Source organism: SAR202 cluster bacterium, from assembly GCA_016872285.1.
Taxonomy (GTDB): domain Bacteria; phylum Chloroflexota; class Dehalococcoidia; order Lucifugimonadales.
In genome coordinates, this window is record VGZZ01000001.1 from 82,890 (window position 1) to 100,253 (window position 17,364).

Annotated in this window: 18 protein-coding genes; 4 read left to right on the forward strand and 14 right to left on the reverse strand. The window is 57.2% G+C overall.

The window, feature by feature from the left end:
• The first annotated feature begins 37 nt into the window (after positions 1–37).
• Positions 38–964, forward strand: a complete 927-nt coding sequence (locus FJ320_00340; protein ID MBM3924429.1) for a GNAT family N-acetyltransferase — start codon at positions 38–40, stop codon at positions 962–964.
• Here FJ320_00340 and FJ320_00345 read toward each other — a convergent pair.
• The 11 genes from FJ320_00345 to FJ320_00395 all read right to left on the reverse strand — a co-directional run bounded on the left by FJ320_00345 (position 928) and on the right by FJ320_00395 (position 10,514).
• Positions 928–1,626 carry a DUF502 domain-containing protein gene (locus FJ320_00345; protein ID MBM3924430.1) on the reverse strand — a complete coding sequence of 233 codons (699 nt, stop codon included), beginning with the start codon at positions 1,624–1,626 and terminating at the stop codon, positions 928–930. The two genes, FJ320_00340 and FJ320_00345, sit on opposite strands and share 37 nt — an antisense overlap.
• On the reverse strand, positions 1,623–2,840 hold the full coding sequence (locus FJ320_00350; GenBank protein ID MBM3924431.1) for a glycosyltransferase family 1 protein: 1,218 nt from the start codon (positions 2,838–2,840) through the stop codon (positions 1,623–1,625). Before FJ320_00350 ends, FJ320_00345 begins: the two co-directional genes overlap by 4 nt.
• Positions 2,837–3,817 carry a GNAT family N-acetyltransferase gene (locus tag FJ320_00355; protein ID MBM3924432.1) on the reverse strand — a complete coding sequence of 327 codons (981 nt, stop codon included), beginning with the start codon at positions 3,815–3,817 and terminating at the stop codon, positions 2,837–2,839. The genes FJ320_00350 and FJ320_00355 overlap by 4 nt, the downstream gene beginning before the upstream one ends.
• The gene (folE, locus tag FJ320_00360; GenBank protein MBM3924433.1) at positions 3,818–4,381 is read right to left on the reverse strand and encodes a GTP cyclohydrolase I FolE; all 564 of its coding nucleotides are present in this window, start codon (positions 4,379–4,381) and stop codon (positions 3,818–3,820) included.
• Between the two features lie 27 nt (positions 4,382–4,408).
• Entirely contained in the window at positions 4,409–5,470 is a 1,062-nt protein-coding gene (locus FJ320_00365; GenBank protein ID MBM3924434.1) for a threonine synthase, read from the reverse strand.
• 9 nt (positions 5,471–5,479) lie between these two features.
• Positions 5,480–6,787 carry a homoserine dehydrogenase gene (locus tag FJ320_00370; protein ID MBM3924435.1) on the reverse strand — a complete coding sequence of 436 codons (1,308 nt, stop codon included), beginning with the start codon at positions 6,785–6,787 and terminating at the stop codon, positions 5,480–5,482.
• Positions 6,788–7,801 carry a hypothetical protein gene (locus FJ320_00375; GenBank protein ID MBM3924436.1) on the reverse strand — a complete coding sequence of 338 codons (1,014 nt, stop codon included), beginning with the start codon at positions 7,799–7,801 and terminating at the stop codon, positions 6,788–6,790.
• A 217-nt stretch (positions 7,802–8,018) separates the two neighbouring features.
• Positions 8,019–8,339, reverse strand: a complete 321-nt coding sequence (gene rpsR, locus FJ320_00380; GenBank protein MBM3924437.1) for a 30S ribosomal protein S18 — start codon at positions 8,337–8,339, stop codon at positions 8,019–8,021.
• Positions 8,340–8,375: 36 nt separating this feature from the next.
• Entirely contained in the window at positions 8,376–8,774 is a 399-nt protein-coding gene (gene ssb, locus FJ320_00385) for a single-stranded DNA-binding protein (protein ID MBM3924438.1), read from the reverse strand.
• A 2-nt stretch (positions 8,775–8,776) separates the two neighbouring features.
• Positions 8,777–9,199, reverse strand: a complete 423-nt coding sequence (gene rpsF / locus FJ320_00390; protein MBM3924439.1) for a 30S ribosomal protein S6 — start codon at positions 9,197–9,199, stop codon at positions 8,777–8,779.
• A 70-nt stretch (positions 9,200–9,269) separates the two neighbouring features.
• Entirely contained in the window at positions 9,270–10,514 is a 1,245-nt protein-coding gene (locus FJ320_00395; protein MBM3924440.1) for a serine hydroxymethyltransferase, read from the reverse strand.
• A gap of 196 nt (positions 10,515–10,710) precedes the next feature.
• On the opposite strand from FJ320_00395, the gene FJ320_00400 reads away from it, so the two are divergent.
• Both FJ320_00400 and FJ320_00405 read left to right on the forward strand, forming a co-directional pair.
• Entirely contained in the window at positions 10,711–12,102 is a 1,392-nt protein-coding gene (locus FJ320_00400; GenBank protein ID MBM3924441.1) for a nodulation protein NfeD, read from the forward strand.
• Between the two features lie 18 nt (positions 12,103–12,120).
• Positions 12,121–12,987: an SPFH/Band 7/PHB domain protein gene (locus tag FJ320_00405; GenBank protein MBM3924442.1), complete on the forward strand. Its 867-nt coding sequence runs from the start codon at positions 12,121–12,123 to the stop codon at positions 12,985–12,987.
• A gap of 204 nt (positions 12,988–13,191) precedes the next feature.
• Here the strand turns inward: FJ320_00405 and FJ320_00410 are convergent, their stop codons facing one another.
• From FJ320_00410 to meaB, 3 genes are all read right to left on the reverse strand, one after another.
• The gene (locus tag FJ320_00410) at positions 13,192–13,692 is read right to left on the reverse strand and encodes an HPF/RaiA family ribosome-associated protein (protein MBM3924443.1); all 501 of its coding nucleotides are present in this window, start codon (positions 13,690–13,692) and stop codon (positions 13,192–13,194) included.
• Between the two features lie 198 nt (positions 13,693–13,890).
• Entirely contained in the window at positions 13,891–14,556 is a 666-nt protein-coding gene (locus tag FJ320_00415; GenBank protein ID MBM3924444.1) for a DUF429 domain-containing protein, read from the reverse strand.
• Between the two features lie 81 nt (positions 14,557–14,637).
• A complete protein-coding gene (gene meaB / locus FJ320_00420; protein ID MBM3924445.1) occupies positions 14,638–15,603 on the reverse strand; it encodes a methylmalonyl Co-A mutase-associated GTPase MeaB in 966 nt (321 codons plus the stop codon).
• Positions 15,604–16,227: 624 nt separating this feature from the next.
• Between meaB and FJ320_00425 the strand changes: the two genes are divergently transcribed.
• Positions 16,228–17,352 carry an iron ABC transporter substrate-binding protein gene (locus FJ320_00425; protein MBM3924446.1) on the forward strand — a complete coding sequence of 375 codons (1,125 nt, stop codon included), beginning with the start codon at positions 16,228–16,230 and terminating at the stop codon, positions 17,350–17,352.
• Positions 17,353–17,364: the final 12 nt, after the last annotated feature.

Here is a 17,364-nt window from a genome sequence, read left to right on the forward strand (position 1 = left end):
CCCTGGAAAATTCTAGCGATAAGTATTCCTATCTACTTTGTGTACTGAACATCTATCGATACGCGCCTTCCGATGGGCTGACCTCCCCGCCCTCCTAAAGCTGGAAAATAGTCTTCGACGTGCCGCCGGCGACCCCGCTCCTGCCAGCGAAAAGTTGCTGAAAGAGTACCTTCGGTTGCCCAACCTTCACGTGGAGGATAACCTTTTTCTTTGCCTCATCCATGACACCCTGAACGGCGCCGCCCTCGTCATCACGGAGCTTAGGATCCGCCGCGCCGTTCTAGACTTGAAAGTGTTGCCGGATAGCTCTCGCCCGGTCGTGGAACAGGCCTTGATTCGTGCCGCTTTAAAACGGGCCGGGGATCTTGGCGCGGCTATGATGCACGTGCAGAAGCCGTCGGAGCCCCACTGGCGCGCCGCCCTATCCCGGGAAGGCTTCCAGCCATGCCGACTCTACTGGACCATGCGTTGGAACGTGCAAGACACGCCCCAGCCGGACCTCCCGGAGGGGTACTCTTTTAGCGCCTATCGAGGCTCCGAGGACGCCAAAATCCTTACTCAGATACAAAATGCAGCCTTCACCGGCAGTTGGGGCTTCTCTCCCAACACGGAGGAAGAGATCGAATACCGGGCGTCCATGAGCATTACGCCGCCTCAGGGCATCATCTTCCTAAAGGACAATCATAAGGTGGCCGGGTACTGCTGGACCTTCGTGCTGCCTCGCCGGGAAGCCTTGGTAGGCATCATATCCATGATCGGCATCCAGCCGGACTACCGCGCGAAGCGTCTGGGCCGCCCCCTCCTCCAGCAAAGCCTCTGCTATCTGACATCCAAAGAGGTATCGGCTGTGGAGTTGGAAGTGGACTCAGGCAATCGTCCCGCTGTAAGCCTCTACCAGTCCCTGGGCTTCGAAAAAGTTGCGGAAACTCAGTGGTTTGAGGCTTCCCTTGCGTCGGCGTCCTGAGTTGCTTTAGACACAACCTGCGTAGCGCCGTAGTCCTTGATGTGCTCCGGCAGCACCGATCCAGCCGAAAGCACCATTCTCATAGCTTCATCCACGCTCAAGTTTGTATGCGTGACTTCTTCTTCGGGTAGCACCGCTATCCATCCCGAGTTTGGCAGCGGGCTGTTTGGTATGTATACCACAGTCATCGGCCTGTTGCCCGGATCTACATAAGACGCCGTCACAAATCCAATCGTCTTCAACCCCTGCCGCGGCCACTCTACCATGACTACACGGCTATAACGAAAGCTCCCCTGAGCATTCGATAGCGCGTCGACCGTTTGACGCGCCGTTCGATAAATCGGCCTTACGATTGGTATAAGGTCCGCCAGGTGATGCCCAAAATCTATTATCCGTCTCCCAATAACGTAGCTTGCTATAACCCCGGCTAGATAAATGATGATAAAGAATAGGACTAAGCCCACCCCAGGAATATCTCTGCCGAATATCCGCTCAATTATCTTTCTCAGATTGGGATCGATGAGATCAAAGACGAATTTAAGGACAAGGTACGTGGCTGCTAACGGTAGGATGACCAGCAAACCCGACACCATACGCTCTCGTATGTGATTGCCCATCCTCCCCACTGCCCTGGTAGGTCTAGGCTCTTCCTGTGTCATCATCTAGATGAGTTCTCAGTCACAAGCCCGTTATATAATTCCCCCACCTTGCTCGCCACCGTGTCCCAGCCCATAGAGCTTGCCCTTTCCAGGGCAGCTTGGCTCATAGTCTTCCTCAAGTCCTCGTTCCCCAGAACAATAGACAAGGCGTCCGCATAGGGCTCCGGGCAGCGCCACGGCAGCAAGTATCCAGTCTGGCCGTGCTTCACCACCGTCGGAAGCCCTCCCACCCGGGCGGCCACCACCGGAGTGCCGCAGGCCATGGACTCCAGCGCCACTAGACCAAAACTTTCGTAATAGGACGGCACTACGCAAATATCGGCTGCGGAAAAGTACGTCGGGAGAAGCTCCCGGTCCACTCGGCCTACAAACTTCACACGTTGAGATACACCCATCTCTTCGGAAAGGGACTTCAGCCGCTGGACCTCTTTATCCTGGCTCAGGTCCCCGCCGACAATCAGCACCTTGATCCTATCCTCTACCTCCATGGTCGCCGCTATTCGAAGCAGCAGGTCCACGCCTTTCAGCGCCTCAATGCGCCCCACGTACAGCAGCACCTTCTCCCCGTTCAGTCCCAGCCTGTGCCGCGCTTCCTTCATATCCAGCGGCTTAAATAGAGACAGGTCTACTCCGCAATATACTAGTCTAATCTTGTTCCTGTCTGCTTGGTAGAGATTGACCATCGCCTCAATTTCGTGACGGCTGGAAGCGGTTACAGCGTCGGCCTTGGCTAAAAGTTGCCTCTCTATGGCCGTGCGATATGGCGGTTCCTTCTCCCCCGGCCTCGCCCGCTTCTTCAACTCTGCCAGCGTGTGGAAGGTCATCACCATGGGCGCTTTATCCCGACGAGATAGGCATTGCCCCACCAGGCCGGACATCCAGTAATGGGCATGAATCAAGTCGTATCGAATGCCATTCTGTGCCTGAAAGTCAAAAATGCGCTGCGCGAAACGGTGTACCCCCGGATACAAACCTTCTAACTCCGCATCCTCCGGCCCTCCATCCAGGTGAACAATTCTTACACTGTCCCCTAGGCTTACGATATCCTGATTCTGCCCCTTGTGGCGGCGAGTGAAAATATCCACCTGCATGCCCATGGCGCCCAGGTTCCTGGACAGCTCCCGAACGTAAACGTTCATACCCCCAACCTTGCCCGCTCCAGGCGCTAATCCAGGGCAGGTGTGGAAGCTCACCATAGCCACCCGCAGGTTGCTCACCCTCTAGTCACCGTCATGGTATAAAGCGGCTTATCCTCTCCGCCCAGGTCGTACTTATACGGCTCGTTGCCTCGCAAGAAATCGTAGTAATCCTTTCCTTCCTCTATGGCATCCTTCACGGTAAACGCCTTCAAAAGCAACCCCACACTGTAAAAACCGTAGTCTTGATTATACCCGCTATTGTATAAAAACCTAGAGGCGCCATAGTCGAAGCACAGAGCGGAGGCTACCCGCTTGCCCTCCACCTCCATAAAATAAAGCCGCATCACGTCCAGATCTCCCATCTCTCTCCCAATGCCCCTGAAAAACCTTTCCCTCTCCGGCGTCAGAAACCTATGCTTCGTCTCGCGGCTCATCTTCAGCAGGCTGAAGAAATCGTCCATCGCCCCCTCTATCTCCTCCGGCGACCGTAATGCGTACCACTTCACTCCGGGCGCGGTATCCAGCCGGCGCAGCTTCCTGCGAAGCTCATGGCGGTTTTTCTTCGATAGGCTGTTCACATACTCATCCCAGGTCTTAGGAAGCGCCTTGCCCGGGCACACCTCGTCCTGCACAACCTCCACTCGATAGCCCTTGCCGCGGGCTATGTCCGGGAAGAGCCCTAAGGTAGGCGACGAGTGGTTCAACGAATAGAGTTCCAGCGTGTGCCATTCCAGGCTCCCCAGGTGTTCCACCAGCTCCCGGTAAAAAACCTCTTCCTGGCCGCGCGGCACCAGGAAGTCGTTGTAATCGCACACGTTCTTGTCTCCCACAAATGTCAGTACGCCGTTCCCGCTCCGTAGCGACGCCATCCCTTCCATCCCATTGTCGCCGCCGACTCGAAGAAAACACAACCGCTCCCCCTTGCCCAGCTCTTCCCACCACGCTCTCTGCCATTGCGGCGTCTGGAATAAGGTGTTGACGGCGCTGCGCGGCAATAGTCTATTCCACTCCGCCGACACCTCATCGAAAGAGCTATGGCATTCGACTGAAGACATCTAAGCGGCCCGCAGCATGTTCATAAGTTCGGCTGAACTCATCTGCCCCTTGGGGAACGGGCCTCGCACCGCGCTGGTCATGATTCTGCTCCCCTGATTGCGCACTCCCCGCATAGTCATGCACATGTGTTCCGCCTCCACAATCACCGCCACCCCATGGCAGTCCAGGCCTAGCTGAATCGCGTCGGCCAGCTGCGACGTCATGCGCTCTTGAAGCTGCGGCCTCCTCGCCACAATCTCCAGCGCTCTTATCAGTTTGCTGGCCCCGCACACCTTTCCCTTGGGGATATACCCAATCTGCGCCGCGCCATAGAAGGGCAGCAGATGGTGTTCGCAGATCGAGAAAAACGACACGTCACGCAAAACAACCGCATTGGACTCCCCGCTGTCCTCGAAAAGCGCGGTGAAAGCCTCCGCTGGGTCTAGCCCTACGCCGGAGAACAGTTCACTGTACATCCTGGCGACTCTCGACGGCGTATCCTTTAGCCCCTCCCTGGACGTGTCCTCGCCAATGGCGGCCAGAATAGCCGCCACGCTCTGGCGTATCTTCTCCTCCTTGATCATGTTCCCCCTGCTTTAGGTTGCCCAATTCTAGGCCGAAGGGATCAGCAACGCCGCCTCAACCTCCTCCAGCCGCGGCGAGACCTCTATCATCTCCGAGCGTATGGAACGCGCCGCCAGGTCCGGGTCTTTAAGACCTGAGCCGGTGATTATACACACTATGCGGCTTCCCTTTAGCTCCCAGCCCGCCCTGTATAGCTTCATAAGTCCCGCTACGCTGGCCGCCGACGCCGGCTCACAGAAAATTCCCTCCGACGCCGCCAGTTTATGATAGGCCTCCAAAATCTCATCGTCATTAACTGAGTCGATGATTCCCCCCGAGTCATCCCTCGCCTTGATCGCCGCCTGCCAGCTCGCCGGGTTCCCAATCCTGATAGCCGACGCCACCGTCGATGGGTTCTCAACTGGGCGTCCCTGCACAATCGGAGCTGCGCCCTCGGCTTGGAATCCCATCATTCGAGGCAAAGAGCGGGCCTTACCCTTGCCTTTGTATTCGACAAACCCTTTCCAGTAGGCCGTAATATTTCCCGCGTTACCCACAGGTATACAAACATAATCCGGCGAGTCGCCTAACTCATCCACAACCTCAAAGGCAGCAGTCTTCTGGCCTTCCAGCCTGTTGGGATTGACCGAATTGACCAGCGTTATCGGATGCCTCTCCACCAGAGTCCGAACCATGGTAAGCGCTTGGTCAAAGTTGCCGTTGACCACCAGCACCCTCGCGCCGTAAGCCCTGGCCTGGGCCAGCTTGCCAGCGGCTACGTTCCCCTTAGGCACCAGCACCGTCACAGGCACGTCGAAACGTGCGCCGTAAGCCGCCGCCGCCGCGCTGGTGTTGCCCGTGGAGGCGCAGATGATCCCGCGGCTTCCCTCCTCCAGTGCCTTCGCTACCGCCACCACCATCCCCCGGTCCTTAAAAGAACCCGTGGGATTGCACCCTTCCAGCTTGAAATAAAGCTCTAGCCCGCCCATTTCCGCCGCCAGGCGCGTCGAGCGCACTAGCGGTGTGTCACCCTCCCCCAGGGTTATCTCAGGCGTCTTTTCCGTGACAGGCAAATATTGGCTATATCTTTTGATTACCCCTTTTGGCATATCGCTTTTTCAGGTAGGCATTTCCTCTATTCTTATCAGATTGCTTACCTCTGTCACCACCTTCAGTCTCTCCATCTGTTCCACGGACTTTTGCACCGCCGAGTGTTTAGAAGGGTGCGTGGTAATCACTATCTCCGCTGTTCGATTCTCTAAATCTGTGTCCTTCTGAATTATATTAGCAATGCTTATATTCAAATCCCCCAGGACCCGGGTGATCTGGGCCAGCACTCCGGCCCGGTCCGCCACCTTCAAGCGATAGTAACAGCGGCTCTCGATTTCCGCCATATTCTTCACCCGCAGCTCCTTCTCCATAGTCGGCGTCGATGGCGGCGGCGCCTTCGTAGCGATGCGCCTCGCGATCTCCACCACATCTCCCAGCACGGCGCTCGTGGTCGGCCCCTGCCCCGCTCCCAGGCCGTGGAACACTGCCCTGCCCAGCAAGTCCCCTTCCACCTCAATAGCGTTAAACGCGCCGCCCACCTTCGCCAGAAGATGTCGTTCAGGCACAAGCGCCGGATGCACCCTGGCCTCTATGGTGTGGCTGTTTCGCTTGGCTATGGCTAGCAGCTTAATCGCGTAGCCCAGTTCGCTGGCGTACCGGAAGTCCCTGGCATGTAGCCTGGTAATTCCCTCCCTGAACACCTGCTGCGGCGAAACCCTGGAATGAAAGGCTAAAGTCGCTAGGATCGACAGCTTATACGCCGCATCCACCCCTTCCACGTCGTTGAACGGGTTAGACTCGGCGTAGCCAAGCTTCTGCGCCAGCGCTAAGGCGTCGCCCGCCTCCATGCCCTTCTCAGCCATGTTGGTCAGGATAAAATTTGTGGTGCCGTTTATGATGGCGTGGATGGAGTGAATGTCATTAGCCGTCAGGTCTCTGGTCAGCGGGCCGATGATCGGTATCGCCCCCCCCACCGCTCCCTCGAACAGCAGCCCCGCCTTGCTCGACCGGGCAAGCTCGAATAGCTCCGGCCCTTGCTGCGCCACCAGGTCCTTATTCGCTGTCACTACGTGCTTTCCAAGCTTCAACGCCCGCTTTATATAGTCTCCCGCCGGCTCTACCCCCCCCATCAGCTCCACTACTATGTGTACCGACGGGTCTGACAGCACATCCTCAACTCTGCCCGTCACCAGCGATGGCTCAATCTCGAGAGAACGCGGCTTGTTAACATCCCTAACCAGAACCCTTCTCAGCGACAGCAGCCCTCCGGCCCTAAATGACAGAGCATCTTTTTGAGCTGCCAGCGCCCCAGCCACACCTCCACCCACTACACCCAACCCGAGAAGACCTATCCCAATGGATTGCTGGCCTTTCAACTACTGGCCCCTCTTCTGACGGGCGGTCTGGTTCAACTGCTTGGCAGCCCAGGAGTATATTTCACTGTTGTAGTTTACCTTGAGCCAACCGGCGGAGGTCCCCTCATCAAACTTGTTGGAGAGCCACGTCTCCAGCGCCACTCTTTGCAGCCTGTCCTTCCATTCGGACTCCACATTGCGCTTCTGGGGCCCCGCGGAAACTTTAACAAAGTAGTAGTATTGCCCCGCGAATATAGGTTCGCTCACCTGGTTTACCGCCAGAGCCTGCTGGCTGCTGCTTCCAAACAAGTGCGGGTCTAACTTAGGAAACGCTCCTCTTGGCACCCAGCCAACATACCCGGTGTCCTCGGCATGCTGGAAGGCGGCGGCAAACTCTCCCGCTACCTTCGTAAAGTCCTCTTTCTGCAAACGGCTCTTTATTCCGTTGATATCCTGGAACTTTGAAGGATCGCCCAGGGACGGGTCTGGGCGTACAGGTATCTCCAGCCAGGACACCTCCACATGGTCTGCCTCAGTAGGTGCCTCGGCTCCTATAGCCTGGAGCATCTTCACAAAATACAGCTGCTCTCCCACTATGCGTCTGTAATCCGAGTCCGAGGTTCGAAAGCGGTTTAAGAACGTCCTGTACCGCTCCTGGTACTCCCGTTCCAACTGGTCGGCGGTCGCCTGCTGCCCGGGTTCTACCTCCGGCCTAAAAACGGCCCTTATACCGTCGGTAACTTCTTGAGGCTCAACAGTCACGCTGTACTGAGACGCGAACTGCCTGAGCAGCTCCATCTGCACCATGCCCAGGTTGAATGGGCCGGCGCTGACATCAATCTCGGGGTTATAAAGCACCCTGAGGATAGTGGACACGTCAATGTTGGCGCTTTCGTACCCTTGGGCCGCTTGAATCATGCGCACCCTTTTTACCAGGTCGCCCTGCGTGAAAATGGTATCGTTCACCACCGCGGCCTGCACGCGCGGCGGCGAATAAAATTTCGTGTACCATCCCCCAATAATTACGCCGGCCACTAAAAGGAGGACAATCAGTCCAAAGCCAATTATTAGGCGGCGCTGTTTCGGGTTCCAACCCTTCCTGGACTGGACAATACGCCTATCTGGTCTTCTGGGCCCCCTGCCGCTTCTGCGGGACTGTTCGGGCCTCTGGGGTGACGCCATGTGAAACCTCTACCTGCAAGGGGCCATGATTTTGCTTGAGCCGGGACATTTTGAAAGCCCCCTACAGTCTCTATACGCCTGCGGCACGCCGATGGTTGACGCTAAAAGGCAGCAACGCAACAGTTCGCGCGCGCTTTATCGCTTTCGACAGCGCCCTTTGATGCCTTGCGCAGGTTCCCGACCGCCGTCGAGGGTCTATCTTCGCTCGGTCGGATACATATCTCCGCAGACGCTGCACATCCTTGTAATCTATATCGCTGACCTTCTCTACACAGAAAGCGCACACCTTACGGCGCGGCACAAACCTGCGTCGGGGTCGATCTCCTCTTCCCGCATCTCTTCTGCCAGGGGCGCCGCCGTATTGGCCGCCGCCGGAGGACGTGGTGGTCATGGAACTAAGGGTCTCCTTAATCTATGGAAATAATTCTTAGAACGGCACTTCGTCGGCGTCTTGAGGTTCGCCGCTTGGCTGCCCGCCCTCTTCCGCCGCGGAAGCCTGGTCCAAAAAGAGGACCGAGTTCGCTACTATCTCATTCACAAATCGAGGCTGGCCGTCCTGCCCCTCCCATCGCCGGCTCCTAAAACGCCCCTCGATATACGCGCGCCGTCCTTTGGACAGAAACTGGTTGCACTGCTCGGCTAGGCGTTCCCATGCCACTATAGTGAACCACTCCGTCTCGTCCCGTTTAGACCCGTCGTCATTCCTGAACGAACGCGTGCACGCCAATCGAAAGGTTGTTACCGGCTTGCCGCTGGGCGTGTAGCGCATCTCCGGGTCAGTGCCCAGATTGCCTATAACCATTATCTTATTCAGTCCGGGCGCCATAATTAGCTCGGCTGCTTGGCCTCTTCAGGCTCTTTCACTTCAGCCCCGGCGGGAGCGGGCGCTGCGGCGGCGGGAGCTTCCGCGGCCGCGGGAGCCGCCTCCGCCTTTACGGGCTGCGGCTTGGGCGGCTCTATCTTTACCAGCAAATGCCGCAATACCTGCTCTGAAATCCGTAGTTGCCCTTCCACTTCCTTTATCGCCGACCGCTCCATCTTAAACTTGGTGAGATAATAGCTGCCTTCCAGATATGTGTGGCCGGTCTTTCGAATGGGGTAAGCCAGCCGCCTGGTACCCCAGTCCTCTTCATTAAGGAACTCGGCCCCATTTCTGCCCATTAAGTCCTTAATGCGCTCCTTAGCGCTCCCGCTGTCCTCTTTGGTGAGGGCGGGATTCAATACCACCATAAGTTCGTAATTCTGCTTCATACCCCTGCTCTTGAAAGTTTCGCTTTGCAAACCCTACAGATTATAGCACTCGACCTATTGCCGCTCAACCTTAGGAATCAATTCCGGGCATTGGGAAGGAAGAAGCCAGCTTTTCCGCATCCTGCTTCACCGCTTTTGTGGCAGCGTCGTTCTCTCCTGCCTTCAGCGCCCTCACGATAAGTTCCCCCACCTTGGCCATCTCCTGAGGGCCAAAGCCCCGGCTGGTGACCGCCGCAGACCCCAATCTCAACCCGCTGGCTACTCTTGGCGGTTCAGGATCGTACGGAATCGCGTTCTTATTGGCGACTATGGATGCCTTCTCAAGTAGCTGCTCTGCCTGATTTCCCTTGATCCCCATATGCCGCAAGTCCACCAGTATCAGATGATTGTCCGTCCCGCCGGACACTATCCGAAGTCCCCCGGCGGACAGCGCCGACGCCAGCGCCCGCGCGTTCTCCACCACCGACTTCGCGTACTTCCCAAAGGCAGGCTTTTGCGCCTCGCCGAAACATACAGCTTTAGCGGCTATCACGTGCATGAACGGCCCGCCCTGGGTGTACGGGAACACCGCCCGGTCAACCTTTTTAGACAGCTCCTCCGTAGTCAATATCAACCCGCCCCTAGGCCCTCTTAGCGTCTTCTGTGTCGTTGACGTCACTACATGCGCGTGGGGCAGCGGCGACGGGTGCGCCCCGCCCGCTATCAGCCCCGCGATGTGCGCCATGTCTACCATCAGCGTAGCCTCGACGCCGTCCGCAATTTTACGAAATCTCTCGAAATCAATCTTCCTGGGGTAGGCCGTATATCCCGCGACGATTATCTTGGGCCTTCGCTCATTGGCAAGCTTTTCCACTTCGTCAAAGTCAATGGTCTCCGTCTCCCGGTCCACCCCGTAGCCGACAAAGTTGTACAGCTTACCGGAAAAGTTCACTGGACTCCCGTGCGTAAGATGGCCCCCCTGGTCCAGCCTCATCCCCATCACCGTATCCCCCGGCTGGATCAGTGAGAAGTACGCCGCCATGTTGGCCTGCGCGCCGCTATGCGGTTGCACATTGGCATGCTGCGCTCCGAAAAGCGCCTTGGCTCTATCTATCGCCAGCTGCTCCACCACGTCCACATTCTCGCAGCCCCCATAATAACGGCGCCCGGGATACCCCTCGGCGTACTTGTTATTCATCACCGTAGCCTGAGCTTCCAGCACAGCCCTGCTGGCATAGTTCTCGGAAGCTATCAGCACTATATTATTGCGCTGCCGCTGGTTCTCTTTTTCTATTGCCTGCGATACCTGCGGGTCCGCAGCCGAAAGTACGCTCATCAATCCTCCGAATGTGGGCTTCTCTGCTGTAATTAATGAATCGAAGAGAAACGAAATCCTTGAAAAATCTCGATTCGGTGCAGACTAGAATACGGCCAGTCTCTTTTGCCTGTCAACGACAACTCCATGTAAAGCGTCCATTTCCACCAGTTTTTCCATTATCGTTGACACCAGAACGCTGTCGCCACATTATAAGATGATGAAATTGCGTACGCGCGGTTTGCCAGTGCGAGCTAAAAGCCCCTTCAGCAAGCCTCTGCGATTTGCCCTCCTGGCCCTCTGCCTCATCTCCTTCGCCTTGGGCCTCACAGGCCTCGCCGCCGCCCAGGGTCAAACCGTGTACGTCGCCGAAGTCGACGGCATGATCAACTCTGTCACCCAGCGCTACATCCAGCGCGCCATCGACAAGGGCGAAGAAGACAATGCGGAAGTCGTCATCGTCGCGCTGGACACGCCTGGCGGCCTCCTATCCTCCACCCGCAAAATCGTGGAGGCCCTTCTGGAGGCGGAAGTCCCCACTGTCGTCTATGTTTCTCCCAGCGGCGCCCACGCCGCCTCGGCCGGCACCTTTATAACAGCGGCTGCCCACTTCGCCGTCATGGCCCCCGGCACCAACATCGGTGCCGCCACCCCTGTCGGAGGCGGCGGCGAAGACCTCCCCGACACTCTGGCCGACAAAGCCACCAACGACGCCGCCGCCCTCATGCGTTCCATCGCCGCCGAACGAGGCCGCAACGCCGAAAAGCTGGAAGCCACCGTTCTTGAGGCGACATCCTATTCTGCCAACGAGGCCCTTGACCTGAATATAATCAACTTCACTGCCTCCAGCCTTGAGGACCTGCTTTCACAGCTCCACGGGCGGCAAGTAACTCTAAGTCAGGGCATTATTACCCTGGACACCCAGGACGCGGATGTTAAAGACCTGAACATGGGCCTGATAAACCGCTTCCTCTTCATCCTCGCCGACCCAAACATCGCCTTCCTCCTTTTGTCCTTGGGCGGCCTGGGTCTCGTCATCGAGATCATTAACCCAGGCCTTATATTTCCCGGCGTCCTCGGCGCTATCCTCATCGCCTTGGCCTTCGTCAGCCTCGGCAACCTGCCGGTCAACTGGGCGGGCGTGGCCCTGATTCTCCTGGCCGCCGCCCTGTTCGTTACCGAATTCTACGTCTCAGGCTTCGGACTGCTCGGGGTAGGCGCCATCGTAAGTTTTATCATCGGTTCCCTCTTGCTCTTTGCGCATTTCGGCGCGCCATCACCCACCGCTCCTTCCATTGAAGTAAGCCTTTGGCTCCTAGTGCCCATAGCCGCTCTGTTAACCCTTATCGGCGCTTTCTTCATCTGGACCATCGCCAAAACTCGAAAGGTCACCTCCACCCTGGGCCTTTCCCCTTTGATTGGCGCCGAAGCCGTGGTACTCTCTGACTTGAATCCCCGCGGCACCATTCGATTGAAAACGGAAACCTGGACAGCCGAGACTCCCTCCGGGGCCGTTGTCAAAGCCGGCGAAAAAGTCAGGGTTGTCGGAATGGACGGCCCTATTCTTACCGTCGAACCCTTGCCATCCCCAACCAGGTTAAACCAATAACCCCTTAAGGAGGAAATCATGCCTCTAGGCTTTACCGTCGTAAGACAATACGAACGAATGGTGGTACTGCGCTGGGGTCATCTAAATCGAGTTGTGAGCGCGGGATTCCGCATCGTCATCCCTATTATGGAAGACGCCCGCAAGGTGGACCTCCGGGAGCGCGTTCAAAAAGTCCCCACCCAGAAGTACATCACCGCCGACAACGTGGTGGTGGACATGGACTTCGTCATCTACTACCGCATCATCGAAGAGCAGGCCGAGCAGGCTGTACTCAACGTCCAGAACTTTGAGCAGGCCGTGGTCAATCTCGCCGTGGCTACCCTGAGGGCCGTCATTGGCAACACCTCCCTCGCCAACGCCCTGGCGGAACGCGAGCGTATTCGCGACGCCCTCCAGCTGCGACTGGACGAAGTCACCGGGCGATGGGCCGTTAAGGTCAGCCAGGTGGAGATCAACGAAATCGACCCGCCGCCCGGCGTCAAGGCCGCTATGGAGCGTCAGAAGTCCGCTGACGCCATCAAGACCGCCGAAATTACCGAGTCTGAAGGCCATCGCCAGGCCCAGATAAATCGCGCCGAGGGCGAGAAGCAGGCCGCCATCCTTCAGGCCGAGGGCAAACGCCAGTCCGAAATCCTTCAGGCGGAAGGCGACCAGCAGGCCGCCGTCCTCCGCGCCGAAGGCTTCAGCACCGCCCTGGACAAAATCTTCCAGGTAGCCAGCGGTATAGACTCCAAGACCCTCAGCCTTCAATATTTCGAGGTCTTAAAGCAGTTGGGCAGCAGCCCCGCCACTAAATTCATCTTTCCCATGGAGTTCACCTCCATGCTCCGCCCCTTCCTGAACCTGGGCGGCAACGGTGGCCAGGGACAAGAGGTCAAGGAATAAAAACCATTTCCCGTATGAACGTCTCCTCTTTCCTAGTCATGCGTTAAGTCAGGTCTCGCGACAGGCAGGGGCTTTGTAGCATCTTTTCTGGTTCTTCCCCTTCGGCCTGGAAGGGGATAAAGGAGATGGTATCTCGATTAAGGATAACAATCGCTACACACTGAAGCGTATCGCTTGAGTCAAAGCGATCTCCCAATCACCCGCTTATAACGGCGGCTCCGGCTGAATCAACCCGTAAGCCCCGTCCTTCCTCACATACACCACGTTATAAATCTGGCTCTCGCTGTTATAAAAAAGAAAGAAGGAGTGCCCCAATAACTCCATCTGAAAGATCGCCTCATCTACCGTCATCGGCTTTACGGAAAACGCCTTGTACTTCACCACAACTCCATCGATAGGCTCCCCCGCCTCCTCCAGTCCTTCGGCAGCGGCGGCGCGCGCCCTCCCCCGTCGGACCCTTCGTTTAGCCTGCTCCGTCCTGTAATTCTTCCCCTTATACTTATCGATCCGGCGGTCCATCACATCTACTGACGCGTCCATTGCCGCCCTTGCATTGGCGCCCCGCTCTTCTGACCTGAGAATGACGCCGTTCACATCCAGCGTTATCTCCGCCAGCAGCCGCTGCCCCTGCGCCCTGACCCCCTCCTTCACCAGTTCTACCGACGCCCTCGCCGACGACGGCAGGTGCCGGGCCAGGCGGTCCATTTTTTATCGATGTAGTCCCGTATTTGCGGCGTAAGCTCCAGACCCCTGACTTGAATATCAACCTTCACGCCTAACTCCTGCAAGACCAAGGATGACGAGACAGGAAATAGCTGTATCTAGTTTTCACGACAGAGAGGATGTGGGGGGGGGCCCTCCTCTCCCAGTCTGCGGCCACAAAGTACGCTCAGTCAAGCCTGCCTAGGCGTAGGTCAGTCGGCCGTTCCTCGACGCCTTTTGCAGCCTCGGGACGGCTATCGCTCCCTCCTCCTCGTTTCCAAGGCTGTCCGTCTCCCTCCTGAGAAAGAGGTTCGCTGTGTATGCCGTCAGGATAGCGTCGCACTTGTCATGGTTTAAGCCCTTGGAGTACTCCTCAGCGCCCTGGACTAACAAAGGCAAGTTAGTCCTCAAGTACCCCAGGGCCTCCGGCTTGTTTTTCGATGGCATCTGGTCCCCGAAGACCATTACCTTTGTTGCATAAGGATATACCTCAATGACCCTATAGCCCCGCTCGACCAGTAGCTTGCGAAACTTTATGCCCCTATATATTAGAGGTTTGATTATCGACCTCTTGTTGGTGAAGAAACACCCTATCCCCATCTGCGCCAGCTCTACCTCCCCCGCTCGCCCTTTCCGCCCGTTGGAAGGCTTGCATGGGCAGCTCTCTTCCAAACAGTGAAGGCCCGACGGCAGACCCAGCGGGACGTCCACCGCCACCACCTCCGGCCTCCTTTCCTCCAGCATCTCCAGCACCTCCTCCGCTTCCTTGAACAAAGATAGCCTGGTGAGTGTGCCGGAACAGTCCATGCCCACGAAAATACTCGTGCGCTTTGGGGATGAGCTCAAATCAATTCCTACGCTGTACATCTTCTGAACTCCAAACAAAAAATTAGGTTGCCGATTGACATAGGCGCAGACCAGGATGAAGCCTCAAACCGTCCGGACTCGCTAGGCCGCCGTTGCCTTTCCGCCTAAAAGAGAAGCGTCTTCCACACAACGCCGAGCCGCGGAATATGGTTCCAAATCACCGCTCTCCACACGTCCCAGCAAGTCCTTCAACTTCGAACTCATCTCTATTTGCCGCTCAATTCGCTTGTATAGTTCTTCTCTCAGCACCTCCGTAAACTCTCTCGTGCGCCGCTGCCGCCTCCGCTCCTCCAGCCTAGACGTGCTTATAAGAAAATCTCTGTGTTCCTCCAGCTTGCCCAGCAGCCTGTCCATCCCCTCGCCCGTATGCGCATGGGTCAACAGCACCGGCGGCGACCAATCCGTATCCGTGGACGCGGTGGATATCCCTCCCTTAACAGCGGCGGCCATCTGCTCGGCGCCCTGGCGGTCAGCCTTGTTCACCACGAATATATCGGCCGCCTCCATCAGTCCCGCCTTCAGCGCCTGGATCGAATCCCCCGCCTCAGGCACCAGGGTCACCACTACCGTATCGGCCACGCTCATAATATCCAGTTCCGTCTGTCCTACACCTACCGTCTCCACCAGAACCACATCCTTTCCGGAAGCGTCCAGCAGCCGCGCCGCAGCCTTAATTATCCTGGGCAGCCCGCCGTGGCTGCCTCGAGTAGCCATGCTGCGGATAAACACCCCGGGGTCCAGGTAGTGGCCCTCCATCCGTATCCGGTCACCCAGCAGCGCTCCGCCGCTATAAGGGCTAGTCGGGTCCACTGCGATAATCCCCACCGACAAACCCTTTTTACGATACGCCTCTGTCAGCCTCCCGATCAGTGTGCTCTTCCCAGCACCTGGCGGGCCGGTGACGCCGATGCAATAGGCCTTTCCCGTTTTGTGATGCACCTCCTGCATTAGAGTCGACACCTGGACGTCTCCCCGCTCCAAAAGGGAAAGGGCTCTAGAAAGCGCGCGCGGGTCTCCCTTCAAAAGCCTATCCGACAGTTGAAGCATAGGGATGTTCCGGGGGGTTGGACTCGAGAGGGTTGGACTGTAACACCAGCCCTATGCCTCGTCAAGGTACTTTAGGGCGAAAAATTCAAAGGCCGCCAGGCCTCTGACCATTTGATGTAAATAGGGCCTTTGGCCGGTCATATTTACTTGCGGATGTTACGAGGCAGGCCAGGTAGCGGTTGTCCTGCCCCTCTGATCCTCTCCTCAGGTTCTCCCTCTTCTCCTATAGCAAAGGAGAAGAGGGAGTTAGAGGGTGATGAGGTGATCCTTATTTTCTCTTCCCCTTCCAGAAGGCTGTACTCAGTCCCGATGCAGTCGGGAAAGGGGCTAGGGGATGGTATCACGAAAGAGAATAAGGAACGTATTGCGAATCACATGTCTTGAGCAGGGACAGCTAGGAAGGGGCATCGGGGTCCCGGCACAGCGGAAGTCGCTGCTTACCACCCCAACTAAACAGGGCTTTCGACTCGTCACAACGCCCAGCTTCTTGTTGACACTGCTCCAAACTTAGTGTACACAATGCCAGGACTTAGTATATACTAAGTCTTAAATTAAGACTCTACTTATTATGTCCATTAGGGAATAAGCGGAGTCCCATTAACATTAATAGGAGTTGCTAGCGTCATGAGCTTATCCAAGCCCGGACTTCCCGCCTGGTTCACCCGCGCCAGGCTGCCCCTCCTCCTCCTCACCCTCTTCGCCTCCCTGGCCCTCGGCGCCGTCGCCTGCGGCGAGGACTCCACCCCAACACGTACTACCCAGCCCGCCGCCACCGGCTCCCCCGTTGCCTCTCCTAGTCCTACCAACACCCCCGTCGCTTCATCCCGGACACTCACCATCTACTCCGGTCGCGCCGAAAGCCTGGTGGACCCCATCATTAAGCAGTTCAGCCAGGCCACCGGCATTAAGGTCGAAGTCAAGTACGCCGGCACTCCCCAGCTCGCCGCCACCCTTCTGGAAGAGGGCCGAAACAGCCCCGCCGACGTCTTTTACGCCCAGGACCCCGGAGGCCTCGGCTCCGTCGAAGAGCTTCTTGCTCCATTGCCTCAATCAGTCGTCAACCTGGCTCCTGAATGGGCCCGCTCGCCTGACGGCAAGTGGATTGGCGTATCAGGCCGCGCCCGCGTGGTTGTATACAACACCTCCAAGTTGAAAGAATCAGACCTCCCTGAGGACATCTATAACTTCGTCGACCCCAAGTGGAAGGGCCGCATCGGTTTTGCGCCCACCAACGCCTCCCTCCAGACCATGATCACCGGCATGCGCAGCCTCTGGGGCGAGGCCAAGACCAAACAGTGGCTGGAAGGGATCAAGGCCAACGACTTCAAGACCTATAACAACAATTCCTCCGTGGTCGACGCCGTCTCCAAAGGTGAAATCGATGTCGGCTTCGTCAACCACTACTACCTCTACCAGTTCCTCTCCGAGCGTGGCGAATCCTTCCCAGCCCGTAACTACCATACCAAGGCCGGCGGCCCCGGCGCTCTGGTTATGGTCTCCGGCGCAGGCATACTCAATACCTCCAAAAACAAAGAGGCCGCTCAGAAGTTCCTGGAGTTCATGCTCTCTCCCGTGGCCCAGCAGTACTTCGCCAGCAAGACCTACGAGTACCCTCTAGTCGAAGGAATTAGCGTAAATCGGCTGCTTACACCCATTGACCAGATCAACCAGCCTAACATTACCATGAAGCAGCTAGCGGACCTGGAAGGCACCCAGAAAATCATGCGAGAGGCCGGCATACTTCCCTAGCCTCGGACACCA

Excerpts from the sequence above, each read along its gene's own strand:
- FJ320_00345 (MBM3924430.1), bottom strand. The coding sequence starts at position 1,626 with ATGATGACACAGGAAGAGCCTAGACCTACCAGGGCAGTGGGGAGGATG.
- FJ320_00355 (MBM3924432.1), bottom strand. The coding sequence starts at position 3,817 with ATGTCTTCAGTCGAATGCCATAGCTCTTTCGATGAGGTGTCGGCGGAG.
- folE (MBM3924433.1), bottom strand. The coding sequence starts at position 4,381 with ATGATCAAGGAGGAGAAGATACGCCAGAGCGTGGCGGCTATTCTGGCC.
- FJ320_00365 (MBM3924434.1), bottom strand. The coding sequence starts at position 5,470 with ATGCCAAAAGGGGTAATCAAAAGATATAGCCAATATTTGCCTGTCACG.
- rpsR (MBM3924437.1), bottom strand. The coding sequence starts at position 8,339 with ATGACCACCACGTCCTCCGGCGGCGGCCAATACGGCGGCGCCCCTGGC.
- ssb (MBM3924438.1), bottom strand. The coding sequence starts at position 8,774 with ATGGCGCCCGGACTGAATAAGATAATGGTTATAGGCAATCTGGGCACT.
- rpsF (MBM3924439.1), bottom strand. The coding sequence starts at position 9,199 with ATGAAGCAGAATTACGAACTTATGGTGGTATTGAATCCCGCCCTCACC.
- FJ320_00395 (MBM3924440.1), bottom strand. The coding sequence starts at position 10,514 with ATGAGCGTACTTTCGGCTGCGGACCCGCAGGTATCGCAGGCAATAGAA.
- FJ320_00400 (MBM3924441.1), top strand. The coding sequence starts at position 10,711 with ATGATGAAATTGCGTACGCGCGGTTTGCCAGTGCGAGCTAAAAGCCCC.
- FJ320_00405 (MBM3924442.1), top strand. The coding sequence starts at position 12,121 with ATGCCTCTAGGCTTTACCGTCGTAAGACAATACGAACGAATGGTGGTA.
- FJ320_00410 (MBM3924443.1), bottom strand. The coding sequence starts at position 13,692 with ATGGACCGCCTGGCCCGGCACCTGCCGTCGTCGGCGAGGGCGTCGGTA.
- FJ320_00415 (MBM3924444.1), bottom strand. The coding sequence starts at position 14,556 with ATGTACAGCGTAGGAATTGATTTGAGCTCATCCCCAAAGCGCACGAGT.
- meaB (MBM3924445.1), bottom strand. The coding sequence starts at position 15,603 with ATGCTTCAACTGTCGGATAGGCTTTTGAAGGGAGACCCGCGCGCGCTT.
- FJ320_00425 (MBM3924446.1), top strand. The coding sequence starts at position 16,228 with ATGAGCTTATCCAAGCCCGGACTTCCCGCCTGGTTCACCCGCGCCAGG.